Origin of the sequence: Gordonia sp. PP30 (assembly GCF_023100845.1) — a bacterium.
In the GTDB taxonomy this organism is placed as follows: domain Bacteria; phylum Actinomycetota; class Actinomycetes; order Mycobacteriales; family Mycobacteriaceae; genus Gordonia.
The window spans coordinates 3,582,572-3,608,808 of record NZ_CP095864.1; the positions used below are offsets into that span (position 1 = coordinate 3,582,572).

A 26,237-nucleotide genomic window follows, 5' to 3' on the forward strand; every position below is an offset into this window, starting at 1 on the left:
CCAGCACACACCCGAAGAGAAACCCGCCTCACGCATGTCTTCCGCCCGCACGAACTCTCGCGTCGGGCGGGCGTTTCGACTCGACTCGCCAATCGGCTCGCCGGCTCAACGGGCGGTTACAGTCACCGTCTCGAACACGGAGCCACACACTCCATTCCACCGGGCAAGCCCGCCGAGCACCCGCGACCGACCCGACGAGAGAGGCCCGCCTCGCGCATATCCTTCTGTGGCTCGAGACGGGCGCGGATTCTAGACACCGACATCGAAGGGCCGAAGAAGGACATGTGCGAGGCGGGCCGCCCGCGCACTGACGAATCAGTAGCGGTAGTGCTCAGGCTTGTACGGCCCTTCGACGTCCACCCCGATGTACTCGGCCTGCTCCTTGCTGAGCTTGGTCAGCGTGCCGCCGAGCGCCTCGACGTGGATGCGCGCGACCTTCTCGTCGAGGTGCTTGGGGAGGCGGTACACCTCGTTGTCGTACTCGTCGTTCTTGGTCCAGAGTTCGATCTGCGCGATCACCTGGTTGGAGAAGCTGTTGCTCATCACGAACGACGGGTGGCCGGTGGCGTTGCCCAGATTCAGCAGGCGGCCCTCGGACAGCACGATGATCGAGTGCCCGTCCGGGAACACCCACTGATCCACCTGGGGCTTGATGTTGATGCGGGTCATACCGTCGGCGGATTCCAGGCCGGCCATGTCGATCTCGTTGTCGAAGTGGCCGATGTTGCCCAGGATGGCCTGGTTCTTCATCTTGCCCATGTGCTCGAACAGGATGATGTCCTTGTTGCCGGTCGACGTGACGACGATGTCGGCGTCGCCGATCGCGTCGTCGACGGTGACGACGTCGAACCCGTCCATCAGCGCCTGCAGCGCGTTGATCGGGTCGATCTCGGTCACCTGGACGCGGGCGCCCTGACCGGCGAGCGACTCGGCGCAGCCCTTGCCGACGTCACCGTAGCCGCAGACCAGCGCCTTCTTGCCGCCGATGAGGACGTCGGTGCCGCGGTTGATGCCGTCGATCAGCGAGTGGCGGGTGCCGTACTTGTTGTCGAACTTGCTCTTGGTGACCGAGTCGTTGACGTTGATCGCCGGGAAGGCGAGGTCGCCGGCCGCGGCGAACTGGTAGAGGCGCAGCACGCCGGTGGTGGTCTCCTCGGTGACGCCGCGCACCGATTCGGCGATGGCGGTCCACTTGTTCGGGGTCTCCGCGAGAGTCTTGCGCAGCAGCGCGAGGAACACCTTGTACTCGGCCGAGTAGCCGTCGTCGTCCGGCGGCACCACCCCGGCCTTCTCGAACTCGGCACCGCGCAGCACCAGCATGGTGGCGTCGCCGCCGTCGTCGAGGATCATGTTGGCCGGGCCGGACTCCGCCGGCCAGGTGAGCATCTGGTCGGCGGCCCACCAGTACTCCTCCAGGCTCTCGCCCTTCCAGGCGAACACCGGAACGCCCTGCGGCGCCTCCGGGGTGCCGTGCGGGCCGACGACGACCGCCGCGGCGGCCTCGTCCTGGGTGGAGAAGATGTTGCACGACGCCCAGCGCACCTGTGCGCCGAGCGCGACGAGGGTCTCGATGAGCACGGCGGTCTGCACGGTCATGTGCAGCGACCCGGAGATCCGGGCACCCTTGAGCGGCTGGACGTCGTGGTATTCGCGACGCAGTTCCATCAGGCCGGGCATCTCGTGCTCGGCGAGCCGGATCTCCTTGCGGCCGTATTCGGCCAGCGACAGGTCGGCGACCTTGAAGTCGATCCCGTTGACGACGTCGGCGTGCAGTGCGCTGTCGGGCGCGGTGGTCATAAAGTCCCTCTCGGTGTACAGCAGAAATCTCCGGACGTTCTCCGAGGAGGAACGCCGTTCGGATTGTCGTTCATCAGGCTAGCCTGCGCTGCGGACAGACGCCGGGCCGGTCCGCGATGTCGCGGACCGGCCCGGTGGTCGTGCGGTGGTGCGTCAGCCGTCGTCGCCGGCCTTATCGCCCTTCGCCTCGGTCGGTGCGGAGCCCGCCGGCGGCTCACCGTCCGGGCCCAGGGAGTCGAGCGGTCTGGCCAGGTCCTCGGCGCTGATGATCGCCGCGACACCGTCGGTGTAGCCCGGAACCTCACCGCGACTGCGCAGTCCGACCGCCGAGTGGTTCATGCCGTACACCACGTAGATCACGAACCCGATCGCCATCCAGACCACGAACCGGATCCAGGTGAGGGCGGTCAGGTTGAACATCAGCCAGGCGCAGGCCAGCACCGAGAGGATGGGCACGAGCGGCACGAACGGCACGGAGAAGCCGCGCTTGAGGTCGGGCCGCGTCTTGCGGAGCACGATCACCCCGATCGACACCAGGACGAAGGCGAACAGCGTGCCGATGTTGACCATCTCGCCCAGCTCACCCATCGGGAAGAAGCCGGCCAGGAACGCCGACACCACGCCGACGAGCACGGTGATGCGGAACGGGGTACCGCGGCTGCCGGTCTTGGCGAGACCGCGCGGAAAGAGCCCGTCGCGCGCCATGGCGAAGCCGACGCGGGTCTGGCCGAGCAGCATCACCATGACGACCGTGGTCAGACCGGCCAGACCGCCGATCACGATCAGCCACTGCGCCCAGGTGATGTGGTGGATCCCGAAGGCCGTCGCGAGCGTCGAGTGCTCACCCTTCAGATCGGTGTACTTCACCATTCCGGTCAGGACCAGGGTCACGCCGACGTACAGGACGGTGACGATCGCGAGCGAACCGAGGATGCCGCGGGGCAGGTCCTTCTGCGGATCGCGCGCTTCCTCCGCCGTGGTGGCGACGACGTCGAAGCCGATGAAGGCGAAGAACACCAGCGACGCCGCCGCCAGCAGGCCGTACCAGCCGTAGGTGGAGCCGCCGGCACCGGTGACCAGGGAGAACAGTGTCTGGTGCAGGCCTGTCGCGGAATCCGCCGCCGGCGCGGACGGGGGAATGTACGGGGTGTAATTCTTCGGCGTGATGTAGAAGGCGCCGACGATGATCACCAGCAGCACCACCGCGACCTTGATCGCGGTGATGATCAGCGACACGATCGACGAGAGCTTGGTGCCCAGCACCAGCAGCAGCGTCAGCACCGCGATCAGCAGCACCGCACCCCAGTCGAAGGCGCCGAACGGCTTCTCGGCGTTACCCCAGGTGATGACGGTGAAGTTGGTGTCCGAGGACTGCCGCCCGGCGATCAGGCACAGGAACTCGTTCAAATAGTTCGACCAGCCCTTGGCGACCACGGACGCGGCGAGGGCGAACTCCAGGATCAGGTCCCAGCCGATGATCCAGGCGACGAACTCGCCGAAGGTCGCGTACGAGAAGGTGTACGCGCTGCCGGCGACGGGCACGGTGGAGGCGAACTCGGCGTAGCAGAGGGCCGCGAGGCCGCACGCGATCGCCGCGAGGACGAAGGCGAGCGAGACCGACGGACCCGCGATGTTTCCGGCGGTCTGCGCCGTGAGGGTGAAGATACCGGCGCCGACCACCACCGCGACACCGAAGACCGTGAGGTCCAGCCACGTCAGGTCTCTCCGGAGTTTGGTCTCCGGTTCGTCGGTGTCCGAGATCGACTGTTCAACCGATTTCACCCGAAGAAAAGGGTTGCTCATCGGGCCTCCTCACGGGTTCGGGCGCACACGGCGCCGGGAACGGGTCGCGTTCAACCTAGCGAAGCACCCGCGCCAGTACGGCGCTTTTCGCCGGGTGTCGGCCCGAATCGGTCCGTCCGCGGTAGTCCCGCGGTCAGGACGTGCTCGATGTGGAGGAGGCCCCGGCCGCATCCGATCCGCGATCGATGTCCGGTTCCAGGTAGATCACCCGGGTCTGCGGGACGGCGGCCCGCACGCGTGCTTCGGCGTCGTCGATGGCGGTCGCGATCTCGGTGGCCGTCGAGCCCGGTGAGATCGCGATCTTCGCGGCGAGCAGCAGTTCCTCGGGGCCCAGATACTGCGTCTTCAGGTGGATGACACGGTCGACGCCACCGCCGACCAGCGCCGCCCGGATGGCCAGGTCCTCCGGTTCGGTGGCGCCCTCGCCGATCAGGAGGCTCTTCATCTCGGTCATCAGGACGATGGCGATGGCGCCGAGCAGCACACCGATCGCCACGGTGCCGATACCGTCCCACACCGGGTCCCCGGTCGCCATGGTCAGGCCGACGCCGCCGAGCGCCAGCACCAGACCGATCAGGGCGCCGGAGTCTTCAAGCAACACCACCGGCAGTTCCGGGTTGCGGGAGTTCCGGATGAACCGCCACCACGACGCGTCGCCCTTGAGCGGGCGCGACTCCTTCTGCGCGGTCAAGAAGCTGTACCCCTCGAGGCCGATCGCGACCAGCAGGATCACGACGGCGACGATCGGCGATTCCAGGCCGTGGTCGTGCGAGTGGCGGATCTTCTCCGCGCCCTCGTACAGTGCGAACAGCGAGCCCAGCGAGAAGATCACCAGGGCGACGACGAAGGAATAGAAGTAGCGGGCCCGCCCGTAGCCGAACGGGTGCAGCTCATCGGCCTGCTTCGCGGCCCGTTTCTGGCCGAGCAGCAGCAGCCCCTGGTTGGAGGTGTCGGCCACCGAGTGCACACCCTCGGCGAGCATCGACGACGATCCGGTGATCGCGAAGCCGACGAACTTGGCCGCGGCGATCCCGGCGTTCGCGGCGAGGGCCGCGATGATCGCCTTCTTAGATCCCTCTGCAGACATGGGATGTTCCTCTCCAGCTCCGTGCCGGCCACGAACCGATCGCGGCGGCAAATACCCCGCCAGCGTAGTGCGGCGGCCTCGGTGCGGCACGATCGGTCCGCGTACGCGCCCGGCCGGATATTCGAGTTACGGGCGGAACGGCCAGAAGACCGGAATCACGAAGACCGCGACCACCAGCCAGGCGGCCATGAGCACGGCACCGAGACGCCAGTAGTCGCCGAATCGGTAGCCACCCGGACCCATCACGATCATGTTCGCGGGGGTCGCGATGGGGGTGAGGAGTGAGGCGGCACCGGCCACGCAGACCAGCATCAGCACCGGGCGAGGATCGACGTGCACCTGCGCGGCAGCGGCCAGCGCGACCGGGATCACGATGAGCACCGTGGCCGCGTTCGAGATGAACTGGCCGAGCACCGCCGTCAACACGAAGAGCGCGGCCAGCAGCAGATAGGGGCTGCGGCCCTCGGCGAGCGCGACGATCGGCCTGGCGATCAGTTCGGCCCCGCCGCTGTCGGCGATCGCCGACGACATCGGCATCAGCGCCGCGATGAGCACGAGAGTGGACCAGGAGATCGCCCGGTACGCCTGCTCGGACCGGAGCACCCCAGTGCCCACCATCGCCACCGCCCCGAGCAGCGCCGCCACGACCGGAGGCACCACCCCCGACGCGAGCAGCGCGATGGTCCCGACCATGATGACCGCCGCGCGCGGCGCCGTGCGCGCCAGGCCCGCCGTCTGCCGCCGGAGCTGCTCGGATGAGCCCACCACCAGGACCTCGTGGCTGTCGTCGAGCGACTCGATGGCCGGCCACCGGCCCTGCACCAGCAGGGTGTCGCCCTCGGCGAGATCCACCCGGGTCCCGACGCCCTTGTTCCGTCGCCTGATCGACAGCACCAGCAAGTCGTCGTCCGGCCGTACCATGCCCGGAAACGCCGGAGTCCCGACGAGCGGCGAACGCGGCGGTATCACCACCTCGCTGATCCCGGCGTCGCGGTCGACGAGCTGCCGGCCGCGGCGCGCCGCGATGTCCTCGACGACCAGCCCGCACCGCAGCGCCAGTCCCTTGACGTCGCCGTCGGCCCCCGCGACCACCAGCACATCACCGTCGGCGAGCGGCCGCCCCGCCCCCACGACCCGCGCGGCGGAACCGTGCTGGGTGCCGAGCAGCACGACAGGAGATTCGTCGACGACATCCCGCGAACTGACGCCGATCGCCGCCGAACCCGCCTCGACGCGGAGCCGGTAGACACGCCGGTCCAGGTCGTAGTGGTCTATCACGTCGCCGAGGTAGTCGCGCAAGTCGGCGAGCAGGTTCTGCGGGGCGCGCTCGGGCAGCAACCGGCCACCCAGCAGCACGGAGAGACCGACCGTCACCGCCAGAATCGGCAGCCCCACCAGCGCGAACTCGAAGAAGCCGAATCCCCGGCCGGTCGCGGCGACCGCGGCCTCGTCGATGATCACGTTGACCGGACTTCCCGACAACGTCAGCAACGCACCCGCACTGGCGGCGAAGGCGAGCGGGATCAGCACCCGCGAGGGCAGCAGCCCCGCATGCCGGGTGATGGCGACCGCGACCGGGACCAGGGCGGCGGCCGCACCGTTCACCGTGATCAGCGCGCTGAGGATCGCCGCAAGCACCGTGATCGCCGCGGTCACCCGCAGCGGCGACGTGCCGGCGACGCGGCTCATCGCGCCGCCGATCCAGGCGGTGATCCCGGAGGCCTCCAGCCCCGCGGTGACGACGAACAGCGCCGCGATGAAAGCGATGACCGACGCACCCAGGCCCGCGGTCACGTCGTCAACGCTGATCAGGCCGCAGAAGTACAACACGAGCGCGGAGCCGACGGCCACGATCCCCACCGGCAACCGGTTCCACACGAAGAGTGCGACCGTCACGCCGAGGACGATCAGGCTGACGACAGCATCCGACACCCGTCCCATCGTGCCAAACGCGGCGCCGTCCGGCGGCGCTCCGGCCCCGATCCGGCGGACCGGGAACCGGGGCCGGAGCAGCAGGTCACACCCCGAACGACTTGCCGACCCGCTGATCGGTCTCGTGCATCCGGGTGCTGGCCTTCGCGACGCCGGTCCCGAGGCCGTCGAGACGGGTGCGCGCGTCGGCGAACAGCGAGTCCCAGCGCTGCTGCGCGGCGAGGTAGTCGACCGCACCCCCGGACTCCCAGTTCGCGGCCAGGCTGTGGACCTGCTTCTTGAGCTGCCCGGACAGCTGCTCGAGCTGCGCGAACTGGTTCTTCAGGTCGCCCGAGAGGGTCCCGAGATTCTCGAAGTTGTAGCGGATGTTCATTGTTCCCCCGTGGATAGTGGTGGTTGGTGTCGCCGGGTCAGAGATTGAGGCCGCCGGCGGCGGCCGACACGATCGTGTTGCCGGCGTCGGTGTCCTGATCCTCGTACCCGAGGAAGCCGGTGGTGAGCTTGCGCTCGATGTCGTCGAGGGCGTGCTCCAGATTCACCGCGGTGGCGTGCCAGTCGGTGTGGGTGGCGTCGAACGACGACGCCGCCTTGCCGACCCAGTCCCCCATGCCGCTCGCCGCCGAGGTCTTGATGCGGCCGATCACGCCGCGCATGTCACCCACGATCGCCTTGATGCTCGACGCCGCGGCCTGACCGGCCCCGAGGTCGAGATTGAGTCCGTGTGCCATTGCCTGCTCCTATTCGTTTCTTTCTTCATCGCCGCCGGACCACTGGACGGGTCCGGTCGGTCAGTCCTGGTCGCCGGGCCCTCACACCGGGGCGCCCGGGGCGTCGATCGTGAAGTCGACGTCGACGATCACCGGCGGCGGCGCCACCTCGCCGAGGACCGCGCCGGTACCCGCCGCACCGTCGGGCACCGCGGCGAGCACGGCGGTCCGGGCGGCCGTCGTGCCCCGAGCCCCGCCCCCGGCGGCGGGGGCCATCGGCGCGAACGGCGCCATCGGCGCGGCGGCGACCGGGCGGGTCCAGCCCGCGGCCGTCGACCCCGACGAGGGTGTCGCACCGGTGGCCGGCTCCATGCTGACCGGCCGGTCCCCGAGGACGGGCTCGACGGCGGGCACTCCTCCGCCACCGCCGAGTCCCCCGCCGCCGAGTCCCCCGCCGGCACCGCCACCGCCGCCGGGCAGCCCCGAGGGGCGCACGGTCGGCAGCGCGGTGGGTGCCGGGGAGCCGCCGGTGGGTGTCGTGGTCCCGGCGCCCGCCGGCGCGGGGACCGCCGGAGCCGGACTCGGAGTGGCCGGTGTGCCCGCGGGCGTCGTCCCTCGCCCGGCGGCCGAGGTCAGCAACGTACCCGCGAGTTGCAGACCGGACGAGACGAGCGGCAACGCGGCGTCGATCAGGCCGGAGAGCTGGCCGGGCGTGACCGGTGGCGGCGTGACCGGAACCTTGGTTCCGTCGACGGCCATCTTGGCGGTCGGCGCGGCCAGTTGCGCACGGGTGGCCGCGATCACCGCGAGGCCCTCGGCGAGTCCTTCCGCGGCGAAACCCAGCGCGGCGAGTTGCCCCGGCGGCGTGAGAATGGCCGGCATGGTGCCGGCGATGAGCCCGGCCGTCTTGACGATCACGGAGGTCAACTGGGCCAGCCCGGCGCCGACGATGGCCAGTCCTCCCTGGATGTTCGCGGCCATCGACGTGCCCTGCGCGGCGAGCGTCGCGCTATCGGCGGCCGACAGTGCCGACTTGGCGGCGGCACGCTGACCCGACTGTCCCGACCACAGACCGTCGAGCGCTTTGAGCGCCGTGGTCGCCGCCCCGGCTCCGGATTGCAGGGTCTGCGCCAGCCCGGTGAGCATCGTCGTCGGGTCGCTGCCGCTCGGCAGCGTCCCGGTGCCGAAGGATCCGAGTAGCTTGCGCAGCGGTTCCAGCAGGGCGAGCGGATCGAGCGGTGGCAGGGCGGGCAGCTCGGGCAGGCCGGGCGGAGCGAAGAGCGCGCCGAGGTCGGGCAGATCGCCGAGCAGTTCCGAGGGGGTGCGGTCGAGCAGCGCGGTCAGTCCGGTGGGCGCGAGCAGGTCGCCGAGGGTGGGTTCATGCAGGACGCCGAGGGCGGGTTCGTGCGGGGCGCCGAGGGCGGGTTCGTGCAGGACGGTTCCGGACCCGCCGTGCTCGCTCATGCCGACACGATTCCGGCCGCGCCGGCACCGTCGGCGCCGGTCAGCGCGCCCAGTCCGGCCAGGGCCGCGGCGGCGGTGGCCGAGTGCACGGCGGCGAGCTGCCCGACGGACGCGAGGTGGTTGGCCTGGGCGACGGCGAACGCGCCCAGGAACTCCTGGCCGATGACGCCGAAGGCGGTGGTCATCACCGCGGTCTGCGCCGCGCAGTCGGCGGTGCCCGCGGCCGCAGTGGCGGCACCGAGCGCCGCGGCCGTGGCCGCGAACGACTCGACTGCCTGTGTGACGACGGTCAGCTGGTTCATCGTTCCCCCTCGATCGGTACGGTCCCGCCGGCTCGCCCGGCGGGTGCGTGATAGTTGGACGCGGCGGAGCGCCCGCCGGTTCCCTCCGGTTCCGGCGTGTCGCCGCATTCGGCAAGGAAATCGCCGGTGAGCTCGGCCTGTCGCGCCCGCAGTTCGCGGGCCCCGGCGGCCGCCGCCTCCACGATCAGCCGAGCCAGATGCGCCGCGTCGCCGTTACCGGCACCGGGCAGCAGGCGCACCTCGGCGAGCCCGCCGGTCGCGTCGACCCGGACGACGATCCGGCCGCCGTCGGTCCGGCTGGTCACCGACAGCCCGTTCAGGTCGTGCTGGATCCGTTCCAGTGCCGCCAGGTGCGCACCGGCCTGGGCGACGATCGCGTCCATCGCGGCGGTCACGACCGCACCTGCTCCCGGCACCACCGGTCGGCGTCGTCCTCCAGCCGCACCAGCTCCGCGCGGTCCGGCAACCCGAGCGCGTCGAGCACTTCCGCGTCGACACCCGCCTCGGCCAGGGCGAGACGCCGCCGATGCGCGCCGTCGCCGCGGGCCAGCCGGCAGAGCACGACGATCCGCCGCGCCAGCACATCGAGGCTGACGGCGAGTTGCGACTGCGCTATCCGCAGCCCCACCGGCAGGCCCTCGGCGGTCGTCGTGACCGACAGCGAACCGCACGGCGAGGACGCGTACGAGAGCTCGGGCGCCGGAGGTGCGGCGTCGGAGTCGGGGCGGAGCGGGTCGTCATCGAGTTTCGTCATGAGGTTTAGACGCACCGGCGGCGATTCCGGTTCCCTGTTTCACCGGAAATCTCCTCCACCACCGCCCGCCACGGCCGGGAGGCATTCCCTCTTGGACGCACCGGCCGCCGTTCCGGTTCCATCCTCCGTTTCCCGGGCGTGGCGCGCCGCCGCGCGCGTAGCGTTCGGCTCCCGGCCGGCCGGAATCCCCGGCCCGACCGGCACGACAAGGGGGATCACCATGACCGACACACCCGTGGCGCTGCCGCCGTGGCTCAGTGACGACGACGTCCGCGTCGACCTGTCCCGGGTCGGGGTACCCGACGGACCGCCGCCGCCGCGACCCGCCGACACCGCCTATCCGTCCGCGCCGCCGTCCGGGCACCCGGCCGTCGGTTCCCCGCACCTCCCGGCACGACCGGCAGCGGCCGTTCCCGTACCGCCGGTCCGGCCGGCCCCGCCCGGACGACCGGCTCCCGGACCCGCCGGACCCGCGCCCGAGCACTCCGGACCCGCACACGGCGGACCCGAGTACAGCGGACCCGCACACGGCGGACCCGAGCACGACGCGCCCCCGCACTACGCTCCCGGCCCCGCGCTGGATCAGGTGGCCCTGCTCCGCAAGGCCCGGCGCGCCCCGGCCGGCGGCTGGCGGCGCGCGGTGCACAACGTGTCCGGCGGACTGGTCAATCCGGGCGAGTCCCCGGCCGAGCTGGAGTACCAGGAGCTGCTGGAACGGCTCCGGCGCCCGGTACGCGGCGACTACCGGATCGCCGTGCTGTCACTCAAGGGCGGTGTCGGCAAGACGACCACGACCGTCGGCCTCGGTTCCACCTTCGCCGCCCTGCGCGGCGACCGGGTGATCGCCATCGACGCCAATCCCGACCTGGGCACGCTGGCGCAACGCATTCCGCTGCAGACCGACTCGACCGTCCGCGATCTGCTCGCCGATCCGGCCATCCACCGCTACTCCGACGTGCGAGCGCACACCTCGCAGGCACCCAGCCGGCTGGAGGTACTCGCCTCCGAACGGGATCCGGCGGCCGCCGAGGCGTTCACCGAGCGCGAGTACCGCGGGGTGATGGCGATACTCCAGCGCTACTACAACATCGTGATCACCGACTGCGGTACCGGCCTGAGCCACGACGCGATGAGCGGTGTCCTCGACCTGGCGGATGCCCTGATCCTGGTCAGCTCGCCGGCGCTGGACGGGGCGCGCAGCGCCGGCGCCACCCTCGACTGGCTGGCCGGGCACGGCTTCGGTCACCTGATCCCGCGGTGCGTCGTCGTGCTGAGTTCGGCGCGGCCGGGATCGTCGTCGATCGACACCGATCAGCTGGCCCAGCACTTCCTCACCCGGTGCCGCGCGGTGCAGCCGATCGGCTTCGACGACCACCTCGCCGAGGGCGCCGACATCGACCTCGAACTCCTCAATCGCAAGACCCGGCGGGCCTTCGTGGAACTCGCCGCGGTGATCGCCGACGACTTCGGCGGCACCGCGCTGAGACGGCGCCCACCGTTTCTTCCCGACTGAGAGGGCGGGCACATCGTGACAACGCCGAGTGGCACCAAGGCGCGGCCCGGGGTTGAATAACAGGCGAAGACCCGGCAAACGCGTCGGGTTACCGACTGTTGGGAGCCCACCATGGCTGAGTCCGACGCCACACGCGGCAAGGGCGTGCCGCCGGTCCGGATCGAGTACCACACGATCCACGGACACCGCCGCGCCTACCGGATCGCGGGCGAGGGCCCGGCGATCCTGCTCATCCACGGCATCGGCGACAACTCGTCGACCTGGGAAGAAGTGATCGGCGAGCTGGCCCGCGACCACACCGTGATCGCGCCCGATCTCCTCGGACACGGTCTCTCGGAGAAGCCGAAGGCCGACTACTCGGTGGCCGCGTTCGCCAACGGCATGCGCGACCTGCTGGTGGTCCTCGGCATCACGAAGGTCACCGTCGTGGGGCATTCGCTCGGCGGCGGCGTCGCGATGCAGTTCTGTTACCAGTTCCCGCGCTTCGTGCAGCGGCTGGTGCTGGTGGCGGCCGGCGGCGTCACGCACGACGTCAACCCGGTGCTGCGCCTGGCGTCGGTGCCCGGCATGCCCACCGCGATGCGCGCCCTCGGCCTGCCCGGTGTCCTCCCGCTGCTGCGCGGCACCGCACGCGCCCTGGACCGCGCCGACGAGGCCGGATCGATCCCGGAGCGGCTGGCCCCGCGCAACGTGATCACCGACCACCGCGACCTGCTGCGCATCATCGGCGACCTGAGCGACGCCCGCGCCCAGTCCGCGTTCATCCGGACGCTGCGCGCGGTGGTCGACTGGCGCGGACAGACCATCACCATGCTCGACCGCGCCTACCTCACCGAACCGCTGCCCCTGCTGGTCGTGTGGGGCGACAAGGACACGGTGATCCCCGTGCACCACGCGCACCTGGCCGGCGCGGTGATCCCGCACGCCGAGGTGGAGATATTTGCCGGCGCCGGGCACTTCCCGTTCCGGGACGACCCCGATCGCTTCGTGACCCTGCTCCGCGGCTTCCTCGCGCGGACCGAGCCGAACGAGTTCGACCCGCTGAACTGGCGCCGGATGATGGTCGACGGGCAGCGCCTCGACGAGATGGTGGGCGATGACGCCCTCCTGGAGGACGTGTTCGTCGCCCTGGAAGAGGAACGCAGCGTCAGCTGATCGGACCACACCGGGGCCGCTGTGGGAGAATCGGCCGGTGACTTACCCGAACGGCCCGCAGCAGCCCGGCACCCCGGCGAACCCCTACGGCGCGGTGTACGGCGCTCCGGCCGCCCCCGCTCAGGCGGTGCAGCCGTATGGCGCACCCCAGTACCCGGCCCAGCAGCCCTACCCGGTCGCCCAGCCGGTTCCGCCCGTCGCGCCCTACGGTGGTGCGCCCGGCTACCCGTACGGCACCGCACCGGGCTACCCGGCAGCACCCTACGGCACCACCCCGTACGGCATGGCCGGCTACGGCGGCGTCGATCCGTATACCGGCATGGCGATGTCGGACAAGTCGAAGATGACCGCCGGTCTCCTTCAGTTCTTCCTCGGCGGCTTCGGCGCCGGCCGCTTCTACCTCGGCTACAACGGGTTCGGCGCCGCCCAGCTGTGCCTGACCCTCGGCGGCTGGTTCTTCCTCTTCATCGGCATGTTCCTGTTCGTGCCACTGATCATCGCCTTCCCGATGCTGATCGGCGTCTGGGTCTGGGCGTTCGTCGACGCGATCATGATGTTCACCGGGAACGTCACCGACGTGCAGGGCCGGAAACTACAGTCGTGAGCCAGCCCTACGGCCCGCCGCCGCGGGATCCGTTCCAGCCGATCATCCCGGGTCCGCCGGCCGGGCCACCCTACGGCGCGCCGCCGCCCGGCGGGCCCCTGGAACCCCCGCTGGTCACGATCGGCGACATCGTCGTCACCCGGAGCCACGTGATCACTCCGTCCGGCACCTTCGCCCTGAAGGGCGCGCGCTGGAACGTCGTGAACTACACCCAGACCACCCAGACCACGTCGCAGACCGGCCTCATCCTGGCGATCGTCGGCGCCGTGCTGATCTGCGCGCTCAGCCTGCTCTTCCTGCTGATGAAGGAGGACAAGACCACCGGCTACGTGCAGGTGATCGTGGCCGGCGCGAACGGGGTGCAGCACGTCTGCAACATTCCGGCGTACTCACCGGCGGTCCTGCCCGACATCTCCTCGCGAGTGGCGTACGCGCAGTCGCTGTCGCTCTGACGCGTCAGACCGTCGCGTCCTGCAGTTCCCGCGTCTCGCCGGTGGCATCGCCGGCCGGCCGGCGATCGTCGGCGGTGTCCCGCGCCTCCACCTCGGCGAAACCCGGCCGTGCCCGACCGCCGAACGCCCGCGCCCACGACGCGACCGCGCCGAACCGGTTCCGGAAGCCGACCAGATAGAACAGGTGCACGCCGAGCCAGGTGAACCAGCCGAGCAGACCGGTGAGCCGGACGCCGAACGGCGCGTCGACCACGGCGTTGTGCCGGTTCACGACGGCCATGCTGCCCTTGTCCAGGTAGCGGAACTCCGACCCGAAGGGCTTGCGCCGGCGGATCATGTCCGCGGCGTGCCTGCCCTCCTGCATGGCGACCGGGCTCTGGCCCGGGTAGCCCTTGAGGCTGGTCATGTCGCCGATCGCGAACACGTCGGCCCGCGCGCCGACCGTCAGGTCGGGGTTGATCAGCAGCCTGCCTGCGCGGTCGGTGTCGCATTTGGTGGCCGCGGCGACGATCCCGGCGAGCGGCGTCGCCTGCACACCGGCCGACCAGACGACGGTCTCGGTGGCGATCCGCCGCTCGGCGCCGTCGCCGCCGCGGACGGTCACCTCGCCGTCGTCGATACCGGTGACGAAGGTATCGGTGAGCACCTGCACTCCGGCGTCCTCCAGCGTGCGGCGGGTGAACGCCGACAGCTTTCCGCCGTAGACGGGCAGCAACTCGCCCGCCCCCTCGACGAGGTACACCTCCGCCGGCACGTCGGTGAAGTGCCGGTTGTGCAGTTCCCGGATCTGGCCGGCCAGTTCGACGCCGGTCGCGCCGCCGCCGACCACGACGAAGGTGTGCGCGGCCTCGTCGGCGGCGGGCGCCGCGAAGCGCTCCAGCAGATGCGCGCGCAAGGTGACGGCGTCGTCCAGGGTCTTCAGCGAGAACGTGCGCTGCGCCCATTCGTCGTGCCCGAAGTAGCCCTGCGAGGCGCCGGCCGCGACGATCAGGTACTCGTAGGCGATCTGCTCGTCACCGTCGTCGGTGCGATAGGTGACCGTCTTCGCATCGGCGTCGACGGCCGTGACGTAGCCCTTGATCACCTCGACCGATTCCTTGGACTCCAGCACACCGGCGATCGGCGGTGCGATCTCCGCGGCCGGCAACACCCCCGTCGCGACCTGGTACAGCAGTGGCTGGAACAGGTGCTCCTCGGTGGCCGAGATCAGCACCGTCGGCACCTTCGACTTGGCGAGCTGCTTGGCGGCGGCGAGGCCACCGAATCCCGAACCGATCACGACGACGTCGGTGCTCCGCATGAATCCTCCTTGAGTCAATCGGGCGATGTCACCACTCTTGTCGATGGTCGATCTCGTACTCAACCGCGATGAACTGCCCTTTCGGTATGGCACCCATCTGTCTTGTTCATACAATGAGGTCATGGAGTTCCGGCAACTGGAGTACTTGGCGGCCGTGGCGGCCCACGGCGGATTCTCCCGCGCCGCACGGGCATGCTTCGTCTCGCAGTCGGCGGTGAGCCATCAGATCGCCGCGCTGGAACGCGAGCTCGGCGTCGACCTCTTCGAGCGGTCCGGACGGACCGTCACGCTCACCGAGGCCGGCGAGACCCTGCTCCCCCGCGCCCGCGAGCTGCTGAGGCTGCGCGACGACGCCGCGGCGGCCGTCGCTCCCCGGCGCGATCGGGTGCGGATCGCCGCGAACATGTCGTTCGCGCGGGCGGCGCTCAGCGCGGTCTCGGCGGTGCGCGAGCGGCACCCGGAGGCCGAGATCGACTTCCTCCTCAAATCGTTCACGCAGCGGATCGACGCGGTGGCCGCCGGCGAGGCGGACCTCGCTCTGGTCCGCGGCGCCGTGGAACGCGACGGGCTGTACCTGGATCCGCTGTGGGTCGATCAGCCGGTGGTGACCTTCGGGTCCCGGCATCCCCTGGCCGGTCTCGGCCGCAGCCCCACGCCCGCCGAACTCGCCGGCTACCCGCTGCTCCTGCCACCACCGGAGCAGCAGGTGCTGCTCCGTACGCTGGTGGAGCGGGTCTTCACCAGGGCGGGCGTGACGCCGACCTTCGGCCCGGACATCCGGCCGGGCCATCCCGTCGCCTTCGAGCTGGTGAACCACCCGGACAGCTGGACGCTGCTCTACGAGGACCCGCTGGTGCCCGGGCTCGTCTGCCGCCGCGGCCTGGAGTTCACCCTGCCGGTGTCCGCCGTCCTGCGCACCGATGCCACCCCGAATCCCCTGGTCGCCGAGCTGCTGACCGAGCTGACCCACGGGTATCGGCGATAGTGCGCGGTCCTGGGGGTCGTTTCGACACGCTCTGCGCCTGGCGGCGGCGTGACCGGCGGGGGCGGGCTGTTTAGCCCGTTGAGCCGGTGAGGAGCGCAGCGACGAACCGTGTCGAAACGCCCCTCCCCCGCCAGAGGTACGTTTCGACACGATCTCGGCTAACGCCTCGATCGGCGGGGCGGGCTGTGACTCGACCGCCCGTCGAGCCGGTGAGGAGCATTTCGACGGGCTCAATATGAACTCCGCGACGAGCCGTGTCGAAACGCCCGTTGAAAACACGGATCAGCCGCCGCAGCAGCCGGCCACGTCCGACGACCTCCACACATCGCGGGGTTTCGACACGATCTCGGCTAACGCCTCGATCGGCGGGGCGGGCTGTTTAGCCCGTTGAGCCGGTGAGGAGCATTTCGACGGGCTCAATATGAACTCCGCGACGAACCGTGTCGAAACGCCCGTTCAAAAGTACGGATCGTCAGCCGCCGCAGCAGCCACCCACGTCCGACGACTTGCGGACATCGCGGGTCAGCGCGTTCCGGGCGGCCCACTCGTCGCGCGGCGGGTAGTAGACCCGGGCCAACGACAGCCCGCGGGCCTGGGCCACCGGCACCTGCGCGCTCCGGGAGCGCTCGGTGAGGAGTGCCGCGCACCAGTCGGCGGAGCGGCGGCCGTCGCCTACCGAGGCGACCGCACCGACCAGCGAGCGGACCATCGACCAGCAGAAGGCGTCGGCCTTCACGCGCCCGACCAGCACCCCGTCGTCGTCGCGCACCCAGGAGAACTCCTGGAGGTCCCGGATCGTCGTCGAGCCCTCGCGGAACCGGCAGAAGGCGGCGAAGTCGTGCAGGCCGAGCAGGCGCGCCGCGGCGGCGTTCATCAGGTCGAGGTCGAGCGGACGCGTCCAGTCGGCGGTCCTCCGGGCCGACAGCGGTTCGGCGCCCCAGGGCGCGTCGGACATCCGGTATTCGTAGCGGCGGGCCAGCGCGGAGAAGCGGGCGTCGAACTCGGCGGGCACAGCGTCGATCGTCTTGACCCGCACGTCGTCGGGCAGCAGCTTCGCGAGTCGCCGTACCAGGCGGGAGGGGTCGCCGTCGATGGACCGGGTGTCGAGCGACGACACCGGGACGTCGCAGTGCGCGACCTGCCCGGTCGCGTGCACCCCGGCGTCGGTGCGGCCAGCGACGGTCAACCGGACCGGCACCCGGAGCACCGTGGCCAGCGTGGTCTCCAGGGTCTCGCACACGGTGCGGCGCCCCGGCTGAGTGGCCCACCCGGAGAACTCGGTGCCGTCGTATCCGATCAGCAGCCGCAGCCGGACCCCGGCATCGCTCGTCTCCGCCATCACTCGCCTCCCTGCACTCCGCTCGTCTCCGCGACAGTCGCCCGGCATCCGCGACACCCGGCGAGAACGCGACACTCGCGCGTGTCGCTTCCACGAACCGCTGTCGCGTCGCCGGCCCGGCTGTCGCGTCCGGGCCCCGCATACGACTCAGCCCGCCGAACCCCGAAGGACTCGGCGGGCTGAATCAGTTCAGCGATCTCAGCCTAGCGGCAGATCACTTCTCTTCGTTCGAACCGTCGACGTCGGCACCCTCGGCGAGAGCCTCGTCCGCGGTGGCCGCGGCCTGGTTCTCGTCGGCACCTCCCGACACGGCTTCCGCGTTCTCGACCTCGGCCTCGCTGGCCTCGTCGATCACCTCGGCGACCGGGTTCTCGGCCGGAGCCTCGGCCTCGGCGGCCTTCTTCTTGGAGGCGGCGGCGCGGGTGGCGCGCGCGGCCTCGTTCGACGCGGTGGTCTCGGTGACCAGAGCGATCACAGCCATCGGGGCGTTGTCGCCCTTGCGGTTCTCGACCTTGACGATACGGGTGTAGCCGCCGTTGCGGTCGGAGAAGAACGGACCGATCTCCTCGAACAGCTTGTGGACGATGTCCTTGTTGCGGATGTCCTTCATCACCTCGCGACGGTTGGCCAGCGAGCCGCCCTTCGCGTGGGTGATGATCTTCTCGGCGTACGGGCGCAGGCGCTTGGCCTTGGCCTCGGTGGTGGTGATGCGGCCGTGCTCGAAGAGCGCCGTGGCCAGATTGGCGAGAATCGCCTTCTGGTGGCTGGCCGACCCGCCGAGGCGGGCACCCTTAGTGGGCTTGGGCATTGGTTTCTCCTAGGAGGTCGCCGATCGCAGACCGGCAGTCATGATTGGTCTTGCTACAGCTGCTCGGTCTCGGCGAAGTCCTCACCAGCGTCATCGCTGTACGACACCTCATCGCTCCACGTGCCGGTGGCCGGGTCGTAACCGGCGACCTGCGACGGGTCGAAGCTGGCCGGGCTGTCCTTGAGGGACAGACCGAGGCCGTGCAGCTTGACCTTGACCTCGTCGATCGACTTCTGTCCGAAGTTGCGGATGTCGAGCAGATCCGACTCGGTCCGGGCAACCAGCTCGCCGACGGTGTGGACACCTTCGCGCTTGAGGCAGTTGTACGAACGGACGGTCAGCTCCAGATCCTCGATCGGCAGGCTGAACGCGGCGATGTGATCGGCCTCGGCGGGCGAGGGTCCGATCTCGATGCCCTCGGCCTCGACGTTGAGCTCCCGAGCCAGGCCGAAGAGCTCGACCAGGGTCTTACCGGCCGACGCCAGGGCGTCCCGCGCGGTGATGGAGTTCTTGGTCTCCACGTCGAGCACCAGACGATCGAAGTCGGTGCGCTGCTCGACGCGGGTGGCCTCGACCTTGTAGGTCACCTTGAGGACCGGCGAGTAGATCGAGTCGACCGGGATACGGCCGATCTCGGCGCCGGTGGCCTTGTTCTGCACGGCGGGCACGTAGCCGCGGCCCCGCTCGACGACGAGCTCGATCTCGAGCTTGCCCTTGTCGTTCAGGGTGGCGATATGCAGATCCGGGTTGTGCACCTCGACACCGGCCGGCGGCACGATGTCGGCGCCGGTGACGGCACCCGGACCCTGCTTGCGCACGTACATGGTGACCGGCTCGTCCTCTTCCGAGCTGACCACGAGGCCCTTGAGGTTCAGGATGATGTCGGTGACATCCTCCTTCACGCCCGGAACCGTCGTGAACTCGTGAAGCACACCGTCGATGCGGATGCTGGTGACCGCCGCGCCCGGGATGGACGACAGCAGCGTGCGCCGCAGCGAGTTGCCGAGGGTGTAGCCGAAGCCCGGCTCCAGGGGCTCGATGACGAACTTGGAGCGGTTCTCGGCGATGACCTCTTCGGACAGAGTGGGTCGCTGTGAAATGAGCATGGGTGAGTGATTTCTCCTTTGCCGTCCGCTATATGACGACGTTCGAGGGACTTGAGTTGAGCTTGCTGCGCTGAAGTGTCTCGCTGCGAACCCGCCCGACCGACCAATGTGAGGACGCGGGTCGTTCCGGGGGTCCACGGGGGCGGAGCCCCCGTGCGAGCGATTACTTCGAGTAGAACTCGACGATGAGCTGCTCGGTGAGCGGAACGTCGATCTGCGCGCGCTCGGGCACGTTGTGCACCAGAATGCGCAGGGTCGACGGAACCACCTGCAGCCAGGCCGGAACCGGGCGATCGCCCAGGGTCTCCTTGGCGACCTGGAACGGCAGCGTGTTCAGCGACTTCGGCTTGACGTCGATGATGTCGTACTGGCTGACGCGGTAGCTGGGGACGTCGACCGGGACACCGTTGACGGTGAAGTGGCCGTGGCTCACCAGCTGGCGGGCCTGACGACGGGTCCGTGCCAGGCCGGCCCGGTAGACGACGTTGTCGAGACGGGTCTCCAGGATCTTCAGCAGCTCGTCGCCGGTCTTACCCGAGCGGCGGTTGGCCTCCTCGTAGTAACGACGGAACTGCTTCTCCATGACGCCGTAGGTGAAGCGAGCCTTCTGCTTCTCCTGCAGCTGGAGCAGGTACTCGGTCTCCTTGATCCGCGCGCGGCCATGCTGGCCGGGCGGGTACGGGCGACGCTCATACGCCTGGTCTCCGCCGATCAGATCGACACGGAGACGACGGGACTTCTTGGTTGCGGGGCCGGTATAACGAGCCATGTTTTCTTCTCTCTCCCTCTCCCGCTAGACCCGGCGCCGCTTGGGCGGACGGCAGCCGTTGTGCGGCTGGGGGGTCACATCGGAGATGGTGCCGACCTCGAGGCCGGCTGCCTGCAGCGAACGGATGGCGGTCTCGCGGCCCGAGCCCGGGCCCTTGACGAACACGTCGACCTTCTTGACGCCGTTCTCCTGCGCCTTGCGAGCGGCGTTCTCGGCAGCGAGCTGCGCGGCGAACGGGGTGCTCTTGCGCGAGCCCTTGAAGCCCACGTGGCCGGAGGAGGCCCAGCTGATCACGTTGCCCTCGGGGTCGGTGATCGAAACGATGGTGTTGTTGAACGTCGACTTGATGTGCGCGTGGCCGTGCGGGACGTTCTTCTTATCGCGCCGGCGAGTGCCCTTCTTGGGGCCGGCACTGCGTGACTTGGGCGGCATTACTTCTTCTTCCCGGCGATGGTCTTCTTCGGGCCCTTACGAGTGCGGGCATTGGTCTTGGTGCGCTGACCGTGAACGGGCAGGCCACGACGGTGACGCAGACCCTGGTAGCAGCCGATCTCGATCTTGCGACGGATGTCGGCCTGCACCTCGCGGCGCAGGTCACCCTCGACCTTCACCGAGGCTTCGATGTACTCGCGGAGCTTGCTGACGTCAGCGTCCGTGAGGTCCTTGGCGCGCATGTCGGGGTTCAGCCCGGTGGCGTCGAGGATTTCCTTGGAGGTGGTACGACCCACTCCGTAGATGTAGGTGAGTGCGATCTCCAGCCGCTTCTCGCGGGGGAGATCAACACCGGCAACACGTGCCATGTGGCGTTTCCTTCGGTTTCAGAGGTCTGCTCCCAGTCCGTCCCGCCTCTGCGACGGGCCCCGGCCTCTGTCCGGGGGCAGGCGGGCACGCGTCTGTGCCCGCTGGTGCTGGGAGTTCATCACTTCCCGTTATTCAGTTGTTTCTTCAAGCGACCCGAAGAAGGGCGGCGATCAGCCCTGACGCTGCTTGTGACGCAGGTTTTCGCAGATCACCATGACCCGGCCGTTACGGCGGATCACCTTGCACTTCTCGCAGATCGGCTTGACGCTCGGCTTGACCTTCACGTCAGCTTCTCCTTATTCACTCCCGGGACGCCTGCGGCCCCGGTGGCCTACTTGTAGCGGTAGACGATGCGGCCTCGGCTGAGGTCGTAGGGCGAGAGCTCCACGACGACGCGATCCTCCGGCAGGATGCGGATGTAGTGCTGCCGCATCTTGCCGCTGATGTGGGCGAGTACCTTGTGGCCGTTCTCCAGCTCAATGCGAAACATCGCATTGGGCAGGGGCTCGACGACGCGACCCTCGACCTCAATGGCTCCGTCTTTCTTAGCCATGTCCTCCGCGATTCTGGGCGACGACGCGCGTCTCCCGGTTGAATCCTTGGTTTTCCGCTACGGTCGGCACATCGGCGTTGATCCGATCCTGTCCTCCGTCCACCCTCGCGGGTGGCGGGTCGCAGGCATGCGGGAGCGCACGACGCACCGAGGTTCTATGTTACGCGGATCGGGCGTCGTCGTCCAAACCGCGCCGACCACTCCCCCGGCGGCGGACGGTTTGACAGACTGGTTGCCATGCGCGCCTTCCTCATCCGGACACTGCTTACCGCGTTCGCACTCTGGGCCGCGGTGTCCCTGGTTCCCGGTCTGGCCTTCGACTTCGGTTCGCTCACCTCCTGGTGGGCCAAGTTCGGCGTGGTGCTGTTGATTGCGGTGATCTTCGGCCTGGTGAACGCCTTCATCAAGCCGATCGTGCAGATCCTGTCGATCCCGCTGTACATCCTCACCCTCGGCCTGGTGCACATCGCCATCAACGCCCTGATGCTGGAACTGACGGCGTGGATCACCAACAACATCACCCACTGGGGCCTGGAGGTGCACAGCTTCTTCTGGGCGGCGATCTTCGGCGCGCTGGTGATCTCCATCGTCAGCTGGCTGACCGCGATGCTGATCCCAGACCGCGCCGAGAACCTCTACACCTGATGCGGGCGGTCCTGCAGCGGGTCGGTGCCGCGTCGGTCACGGTCGACGGCGAGGTGGTCGGCGCGCTCGACCTGCCGGGCGACCGGCTCGGGCTGGTCGCGCTGATCGGCGTCACGCACGACGACACGCCCGCCGACGCCGCGAAGCTGGCCGGCAAGATCTGGGGCCTGCGGATCTTCCCCGGCACCCCGGAACGTTCCGCGGCGGACGCCGGGGCCCCGATCCTGGTGATCAGTCAGTTCACGCTGTACGCCGACACCGCGAAGGGGCGCCGTCCGTCGTGGAACGCCGCCGCGCCGGGCCCGGTCGCCGAACCCCTCGTCGACGCGGTGACCGAGGAACTGCGCCGGCTGGGCGCGACCGTGGCGACCGGCCGCTTCGGCGCCGACATGAAGGTCGCGCTGACGAACGACGGCCCGGTCACCCTGATCCTCGACGTCTGAGAGCACGGCTCAGGCCACCAGACACCAGCTCCCGCCGTCCTTGCTGGCCTGCCCGGGCAGCGGCGCCGTGGTCTCACCCGCGCTGGTGTAGCGGGCGGTCAGGTCCGCGGTGCTGCCGTGCACGTTGATCTCGTCGATCACGATGCCGAACGACGCGTCGTCGACCGCGTTGCCCTGCATGAACCCGGCCATCCCCTCGATCAGCGCGCGGGTGGGCGTGCCCGCGCAGATGCGCCCGGCGGCGCCGTGCCAGTCACCGCGCTTCAGGTCGTTCACATACCCGTGCAACTGCGCACTGATGGCACTGCGATCCGACGCGTCACCCGATCCGGAGGGCGTGTCCGCGCCGCCGAAAACCCCGTTCGACGACCCGCTCAGCAGGTTCCAGCCGACGATGCCGCCGATACCCAGCACCAGCACCACGACGACGGCCAGCACGATCGCGACGAGGCCGCCGCGCCCTTGTCGCGGGGGCGGCCCGGCGGGTGGCAGTCCCGGCCCGGCGGGGCCGAGCGGGTCCCAGCCGGGCGGCGCGGCACCGGCCGGGCCGGACGCCGGCCGGGGGTAGCCCGGCGGCGGCCCCGGATAGGGGTGCGGCGGCACCGGGGCGCCCCGGCCGGGGGCCGTCGGCGGATAGGCCGTCGGTGGGTAGGGCGTCGGCGAGCGAGGCGTCGGCGGGTGCGGTGGCGCGGTCACGGTCCGCGGTGCGGCCGGTCCCGCCGGGCGCCCGGTCGCCGGCGGCGGTGGCCCGGTGAGGCGCGGCGCCGCCGGTGGGTACGGCCCCGATGGCGGGTACGGCGTCGTGGGCGGGCGGGGGCCGGGCGCCGATGTCGGCCGGCCCGACCGCGGGTCGTGTCCGGGATACGCCATCGTCGTCCGTCCTTCGCCGTCGTCCCGTACCGGGACTCGTGCCTCACCCTAGTGCCGCGAGCCCGGCCCCACCCTGCCCCGACCGCGGCTTTCCACCGATCGGGGGACCCGATCGGTGGTCGCCGCGGACTCGCGGTCGGTAGCGTCGTGGGTGATGGGCAGAATTACCGCTCGGCGGCGGGTGACTCGAGTCCAGCGCGGCGGTGCCCCCGACGTTCGCGCGGATCTCCTGGCCGTCGAGGAACCGCTGGAGATCCGGGTGGGCGGCACCGCGCTGTCGGTCACCATGCGCACCCCCGGGCACGACGCCGAACTGACCCTCGGCTTCCTGCTCGCCGAGGGCGTGATCGGCGGCCGCGACGACGTGATCGCCGCGCGGCCGTGCGCGAACAGCACCATCGACGGACCGGACGGGACCCCGCGCGGTACCTACAACGTGCTCGACGTGATGCTCGCCGCGCACGTTCCCCCGCCGTCGGTGGCGCTGGCCAGGCGGGTCGCCACCACCAGCGCGTGCGGGGTCTGCGGCAAGACCAGCCTGGACGCGGTCACCGCCACCTCGCGGTACGACTCGTCCGGCGACACCGCGACCGTCACCGCCGACTTCCTGCTCGATCTTCCGTCCCGTCTGCGGCGCAGACAGTCGGCCTTCGACAAGACCGGCGGTCTGCACGCCGCGGGGCTGTTCGACGTCGCCACCGGCGAGCTCCTGGTGGTGCGCGAGGACGTCGGCAGGCACAACGCCGTCGACAAGGTCCTCGGCTGGGCGCTGGCGGGCGGCCGGCTGCCGCTGACCGGGACCGTGCTGCAGGTGTCCGGCCGGGCCAGTTTCGAGCTGGTGCTCAAGGCCGCGATGGCCGGGGTGCCGTTCCTCTCGGCGGTGTCGGCACCGTCGTCACTGGCGGCCGAACTCGCCGACGAGCGGGGTATCACTCTAGCCGGGTTCGTCCGCGGCGACTCGCTGGTGCTGTACGCGCGCGACGACCGCGTCGTCACGTCGGCGGCGGACGTCGCCGGTGGACGGGGCACCGATACGCTGACCGGGTGACCGCACCCGCCGCACCGTCCCCCATCGTCCGGTACGCACCGCCGGCACTGGCCGCGGCGGTCCTCGCGGCGTCGATCGTGATCGGGCTGACCCTGCGGTTCGGGCACGGCCAGATCGACCTCGCCGTCTACCGGATCGGCGCCCGCGCCTGGCTCGACGGCCAGGCCCTCTACGGCCGCGCCTTCCCGGTGCAGGGCATCTACCTGCCGTTCACCTATCCCCCGCTGGCCGCGGTGGTGCTCGCGCCGCTGGCGATGCTGGCCGACGGCGGCGCGCGAGCGCTGATGTTCGTGATCTCCCTGGCGAGTCTGTTCGGCACCCTCTGGCTGGTGCTGACCCGGATCCGCCCCGGCCTGGCCCCGACGACCGCGCTGACCCTGACCCTGCTGGCCACCGCGGGCGCCCTGCAACTGGAACCGGTCTCGGAGACCTTCGGCTTCGGGCAGCTCAATCTGCTGCTGATGTTCCTCGTCACCGCGGACATCCTGGTCGCCAAGCCGTGGTGGCCGCGGGGCATGCTCATCGGGATCGCGGCGGCGGTGAAGCTGACCCCGGCAGCATTCCTGCTGTATTTCCTGGTGTCGAAGCGGTGGCGGGACGCGGCCGTCACCGTGGTGAGCGCCGCCGCCGCGACCGCTCTGGGCTTCGCGCTGGCGTGGAACGACTCGGTGCAGTACTGGCTGCGCGGCACCCTCGGTGAGACCAACCGGATCGGGGCGCCGTACTTCACCTCGAACCAGTCGTGGAAGGGCGTGCTGACCAGGATCGACCCGCACGCGCCCACCGCGGCATGGCTGCTCGGCGCGATCCTCGCCGTCGTCCTCGCGGCCGTGCTCATGTCGCGACTGCTGCGCGCCGGCCGCCCGGTGGAGGCGATGCTGGTCAACGCGATCGCGGTGCTGCTGTGTTCGCCGGTGTCGTGGTCGCACCACTGGGTGTGGATCGCCCCGGCGCTGCTCGTCGCGTTCGACGCGATCGTGCGCGGGGTGCGGCCTGCGTTCACCGTTCCGGCGACGGCCGTCGTGACCGTCGTCTTCGCGATCGGTCCGCACTGGCTGCTGCCGCATCGGCACGACCGGGAACTGACCTGGGCGTGGTGGCAGCACCCGATCGGTGACGCCTACTGGCTGGTCGCCGTCGCGGTGCTCGTCGGCGGGGTGGCCTGCTATCGCCCGGCGGTCCGGGAACCGGCCGCCGAGGTCACGGCCGCAGTGTGAGGATGCGGGGGCCGTCGGCGGTGACCGCGACGGTGTGCTCCCAGTGCGCGGCGCGCGTGCCGTCGTCGGTGACGACGGTCCAGTCGTCGTCGAGCACGGAGGTGTCCGGCCCGCCCAGGGTCAGCATCGGCTCGATGGCCAGGGTGGAGCCGACGACGAGTTCTTCTTTGCCGCGGCCCGGGCTGTCCTCGTTCGCGAGGAACGGGTCCATGTGCATCTCGCGGCCGATGCCGTGGCCGCCGTAGCCGTCGACGATCCCGAAGCTGCGCCCGAACCGCTTCTCCGCGGCGCGCGTCCCGGCCTCGATGGCGCGCGAGACGTCGTTCACCTTGTTACCCGGCAGCATCGCGGCGATACCGGCCTCCAGGGAGAGCCGGGTGGCCTCGCTGAGCTCGGCGTCGTCCGTGGACAGGTCCCCGACGCCGAAGGTCCAGGCCGAGTCGCCGTGCCAGCCGTCCAGGATGGCGCCGCAGTCGATGGACACCAGGTCGCCGGCGGCGAGCACGGTGGTCTTGTTCGGGATGCCGTGGACCACGACGTCGTTCACCGAGCTGCAGATGGAGCCCGGGAAACCGTGATAGCCCTTGAACGACGGAACCGCCCCCGCCTCGCGGATCACCGTCTCGGCGATCTCGTCGAGGTCGAGGGTGCTCACGCCGGGTGCGGCCGCGTCGCGGCAGGCGACGAGGGCGGCGCCGACGATCGCGCCGGCCGCCGCCATCGCATCAAGCTCTCCGGCCGACCGGAACGGCACGACCTTCCGCTTGCGAAAGCGCACCATCG

30 protein-coding genes are annotated in these 26,237 nt (G+C 70.1%); 9 read left to right on the forward strand and 21 right to left on the reverse strand.

Translation table 11 applies throughout. From position 1 onward, the window contains the following. Positions 1-315 precede the first annotated feature (315 nt). The 10 genes from ahcY to MYK68_RS16790 all read right to left on the reverse strand — a co-directional run bounded on the left by ahcY (position 316) and on the right by MYK68_RS16790 (position 9,846). On the reverse strand, positions 316-1,797 hold the full coding sequence (gene ahcY, locus MYK68_RS16745; protein ID WP_247864886.1) for an adenosylhomocysteinase: 1,482 nt from the start codon (positions 1,795-1,797) through the stop codon (positions 316-318). A gap of 153 nt (positions 1,798-1,950) precedes the next feature. Continuing rightward, on the reverse strand, positions 1,951-3,600 hold the full coding sequence (locus tag MYK68_RS16750; protein ID WP_247864887.1) for an amino acid permease: 1,650 nt from the start codon (positions 3,598-3,600) through the stop codon (positions 1,951-1,953). Between the two features lie 133 nt (positions 3,601-3,733). Then, the gene (locus tag MYK68_RS16755) at positions 3,734-4,687 is read right to left on the reverse strand and encodes a cation diffusion facilitator family transporter (RefSeq protein WP_247864888.1); all 954 of its coding nucleotides are present in this window, start codon (positions 4,685-4,687) and stop codon (positions 3,734-3,736) included. A 126-nt stretch (positions 4,688-4,813) separates the two neighbouring features. Then, entirely contained in the window at positions 4,814-6,619 is a 1,806-nt protein-coding gene (locus tag MYK68_RS16760) for an SLC13 family permease (RefSeq protein WP_247864889.1), read from the reverse strand. 85 nt (positions 6,620-6,704) lie between these two features. Next, positions 6,705-6,992 (reverse strand): WXG100 family type VII secretion target, encoded by a 288-nt coding sequence (locus MYK68_RS16765; protein WP_247864890.1) that lies wholly within the window; start codon positions 6,990-6,992, stop codon positions 6,705-6,707. Between the two features lie 37 nt (positions 6,993-7,029). Further along, on the reverse strand, positions 7,030-7,347 hold the full coding sequence (locus tag MYK68_RS16770) for a WXG100 family type VII secretion target (protein WP_247864891.1): 318 nt from the start codon (positions 7,345-7,347) through the stop codon (positions 7,030-7,032). An 81-nt stretch (positions 7,348-7,428) separates the two neighbouring features. After that, positions 7,429-8,790 carry a hypothetical protein gene (locus MYK68_RS16775; RefSeq protein WP_247864892.1) on the reverse strand — a complete coding sequence of 454 codons (1,362 nt, stop codon included), beginning with the start codon at positions 8,788-8,790 and terminating at the stop codon, positions 7,429-7,431. Continuing rightward, the gene (locus MYK68_RS16780; protein WP_247864893.1) at positions 8,787-9,092 is read right to left on the reverse strand and encodes a type VII secretion target; all 306 of its coding nucleotides are present in this window, start codon (positions 9,090-9,092) and stop codon (positions 8,787-8,789) included. The genes MYK68_RS16775 and MYK68_RS16780 overlap by 4 nt, the downstream gene beginning before the upstream one ends. After that, a complete protein-coding gene (locus tag MYK68_RS16785) occupies positions 9,089-9,487 on the reverse strand; it encodes a YbaB/EbfC family nucleoid-associated protein (protein WP_247864894.1) in 399 nt (132 codons plus the stop codon). Before MYK68_RS16785 ends, MYK68_RS16780 begins: the two co-directional genes overlap by 4 nt. Then, positions 9,484-9,846 (reverse strand): hypothetical protein, encoded by a 363-nt coding sequence (locus tag MYK68_RS16790; protein WP_247864895.1) that lies wholly within the window; start codon positions 9,844-9,846, stop codon positions 9,484-9,486. The genes MYK68_RS16785 and MYK68_RS16790 overlap by 4 nt, the downstream gene beginning before the upstream one ends. Here MYK68_RS16790 and MYK68_RS16795 point away from each other — a divergent pair. The 4 genes from MYK68_RS16795 (at position 9,845) to MYK68_RS16810 (ending at position 13,570) form a co-directional block, all read left to right on the forward strand. After that, complete coding sequence (locus MYK68_RS16795; protein ID WP_371307058.1) at positions 9,845-11,359, forward strand: MinD/ParA family ATP-binding protein; 1,515 nt, start codon at positions 9,845-9,847, stop codon at positions 11,357-11,359. The genes MYK68_RS16790 and MYK68_RS16795 overlap by 2 nt on opposite strands. Positions 11,360-11,470: 111 nt before the next feature. Then, on the forward strand, positions 11,471-12,514 hold the full coding sequence (locus tag MYK68_RS16800) for an alpha/beta fold hydrolase (protein WP_247864897.1): 1,044 nt from the start codon (positions 11,471-11,473) through the stop codon (positions 12,512-12,514). A 37-nt stretch (positions 12,515-12,551) separates the two neighbouring features. Beyond that, on the forward strand, positions 12,552-13,118 hold the full coding sequence (locus MYK68_RS16805) for a TM2 domain-containing protein (protein ID WP_247864898.1): 567 nt from the start codon (positions 12,552-12,554) through the stop codon (positions 13,116-13,118). After that, positions 13,115-13,570 carry a hypothetical protein gene (locus tag MYK68_RS16810; protein ID WP_247864899.1) on the forward strand — a complete coding sequence of 152 codons (456 nt, stop codon included), beginning with the start codon at positions 13,115-13,117 and terminating at the stop codon, positions 13,568-13,570. Before MYK68_RS16805 ends, MYK68_RS16810 begins: the two co-directional genes overlap by 4 nt. Before the next feature lie 4 nt (positions 13,571-13,574). Here MYK68_RS16810 and MYK68_RS16815 read toward each other — a convergent pair whose 3' ends face one another. Next, positions 13,575-14,870 (reverse strand): NAD(P)/FAD-dependent oxidoreductase, encoded by a 1,296-nt coding sequence (locus MYK68_RS16815; protein WP_247864900.1) that lies wholly within the window; start codon positions 14,868-14,870, stop codon positions 13,575-13,577. A 121-nt stretch (positions 14,871-14,991) separates the two neighbouring features. Here MYK68_RS16815 and MYK68_RS16820 point away from each other — a divergent pair, with 121 nt between their 5' ends. After that, positions 14,992-15,855 carry a LysR family transcriptional regulator gene (locus tag MYK68_RS16820; RefSeq protein ID WP_247864901.1) on the forward strand — a complete coding sequence of 288 codons (864 nt, stop codon included), beginning with the start codon at positions 14,992-14,994 and terminating at the stop codon, positions 15,853-15,855. Between the two features lie 472 nt (positions 15,856-16,327). On the opposite strand, the gene truA is transcribed toward MYK68_RS16820, so the two are convergent. The 8 genes from truA to infA all read right to left on the reverse strand — a co-directional run bounded on the left by truA (position 16,328) and on the right by infA (position 21,231). After that, complete coding sequence (gene truA, locus MYK68_RS16825) at positions 16,328-17,194, reverse strand: tRNA pseudouridine(38-40) synthase TruA (protein ID WP_247864902.1); 867 nt, start codon at positions 17,192-17,194, stop codon at positions 16,328-16,330. A gap of 214 nt (positions 17,195-17,408) precedes the next feature. Further along, positions 17,409-18,002, reverse strand: a complete 594-nt coding sequence (gene rplQ, locus MYK68_RS16830; protein ID WP_247864903.1) for a 50S ribosomal protein L17 — start codon at positions 18,000-18,002, stop codon at positions 17,409-17,411. A 53-nt stretch (positions 18,003-18,055) separates the two neighbouring features. Beyond that, on the reverse strand, positions 18,056-19,108 hold the full coding sequence (locus MYK68_RS16835) for a DNA-directed RNA polymerase subunit alpha (RefSeq protein ID WP_247864904.1): 1,053 nt from the start codon (positions 19,106-19,108) through the stop codon (positions 18,056-18,058). A gap of 163 nt (positions 19,109-19,271) precedes the next feature. Next, the gene (gene rpsD, locus MYK68_RS16840) at positions 19,272-19,877 is read right to left on the reverse strand and encodes a 30S ribosomal protein S4 (RefSeq protein ID WP_247864905.1); all 606 of its coding nucleotides are present in this window, start codon (positions 19,875-19,877) and stop codon (positions 19,272-19,274) included. A 24-nt stretch (positions 19,878-19,901) separates the two neighbouring features. Next, on the reverse strand, positions 19,902-20,309 hold the full coding sequence (gene rpsK / locus MYK68_RS16845; protein ID WP_105943190.1) for a 30S ribosomal protein S11: 408 nt from the start codon (positions 20,307-20,309) through the stop codon (positions 19,902-19,904). Continuing rightward, positions 20,309-20,677 (reverse strand): 30S ribosomal protein S13, encoded by a 369-nt coding sequence (gene rpsM, locus MYK68_RS16850; RefSeq protein ID WP_247864906.1) that lies wholly within the window; start codon positions 20,675-20,677, stop codon positions 20,309-20,311. The genes rpsK and rpsM overlap by 1 nt, the downstream gene beginning before the upstream one ends. 171 nt (positions 20,678-20,848) lie before the next feature. Further along, positions 20,849-20,962, reverse strand: a complete 114-nt coding sequence (rpmJ, locus tag MYK68_RS16855) for a 50S ribosomal protein L36 (protein WP_026917227.1) — start codon at positions 20,960-20,962, stop codon at positions 20,849-20,851. 47 nt (positions 20,963-21,009) lie between these two features. Further along, a complete protein-coding gene (infA, locus tag MYK68_RS16860) occupies positions 21,010-21,231 on the reverse strand; it encodes a translation initiation factor IF-1 (RefSeq protein ID WP_003418601.1) in 222 nt (73 codons plus the stop codon). 237 nt (positions 21,232-21,468) lie between these two features. Here infA and MYK68_RS16865 point away from each other — a divergent pair, with 237 nt between their 5' ends. Together MYK68_RS16865 and dtd are read left to right on the forward strand one after the other, a co-directional pair. Continuing rightward, positions 21,469-21,876: a phage holin family protein gene (locus MYK68_RS16865; RefSeq protein ID WP_247864907.1), complete on the forward strand. Its 408-nt coding sequence runs from the start codon at positions 21,469-21,471 to the stop codon at positions 21,874-21,876. Continuing rightward, complete coding sequence (dtd, locus tag MYK68_RS16870) at positions 21,876-22,319, forward strand: D-aminoacyl-tRNA deacylase (protein ID WP_247864908.1); 444 nt, start codon at positions 21,876-21,878, stop codon at positions 22,317-22,319. The genes MYK68_RS16865 and dtd overlap by 1 nt, the downstream gene beginning before the upstream one ends. Before the next feature lie 9 nt (positions 22,320-22,328). Here the strand turns inward: dtd and MYK68_RS16875 are convergent, their stop codons facing one another. Further along, on the reverse strand, positions 22,329-23,189 hold the full coding sequence (locus MYK68_RS16875) for a hypothetical protein (protein WP_247868148.1): 861 nt from the start codon (positions 23,187-23,189) through the stop codon (positions 22,329-22,331). Positions 23,190-23,343: 154 nt separating this feature from the next. Here MYK68_RS16875 and fdhD point away from each other — a divergent pair, with 154 nt between their 5' ends. Next, complete coding sequence (gene fdhD / locus MYK68_RS16880; RefSeq protein WP_247864909.1) at positions 23,344-24,237, forward strand: formate dehydrogenase accessory sulfurtransferase FdhD; 894 nt, start codon at positions 23,344-23,346, stop codon at positions 24,235-24,237. Continuing rightward, on the forward strand, positions 24,234-25,454 hold the full coding sequence (locus tag MYK68_RS16885; protein ID WP_247864910.1) for a glycosyltransferase 87 family protein: 1,221 nt from the start codon (positions 24,234-24,236) through the stop codon (positions 25,452-25,454). The genes fdhD and MYK68_RS16885 overlap by 4 nt, the downstream gene beginning before the upstream one ends. Here the strand turns inward: MYK68_RS16885 and map are convergent. Next, positions 25,438-26,232 carry a type I methionyl aminopeptidase gene (map, locus tag MYK68_RS16890; RefSeq protein ID WP_247868088.1) on the reverse strand — a complete coding sequence of 265 codons (795 nt, stop codon included), beginning with the start codon at positions 26,230-26,232 and terminating at the stop codon, positions 25,438-25,440. The two genes, MYK68_RS16885 and map, sit on opposite strands and share 17 nt — an antisense overlap. Positions 26,233-26,237 lie beyond the last annotated feature (5 nt).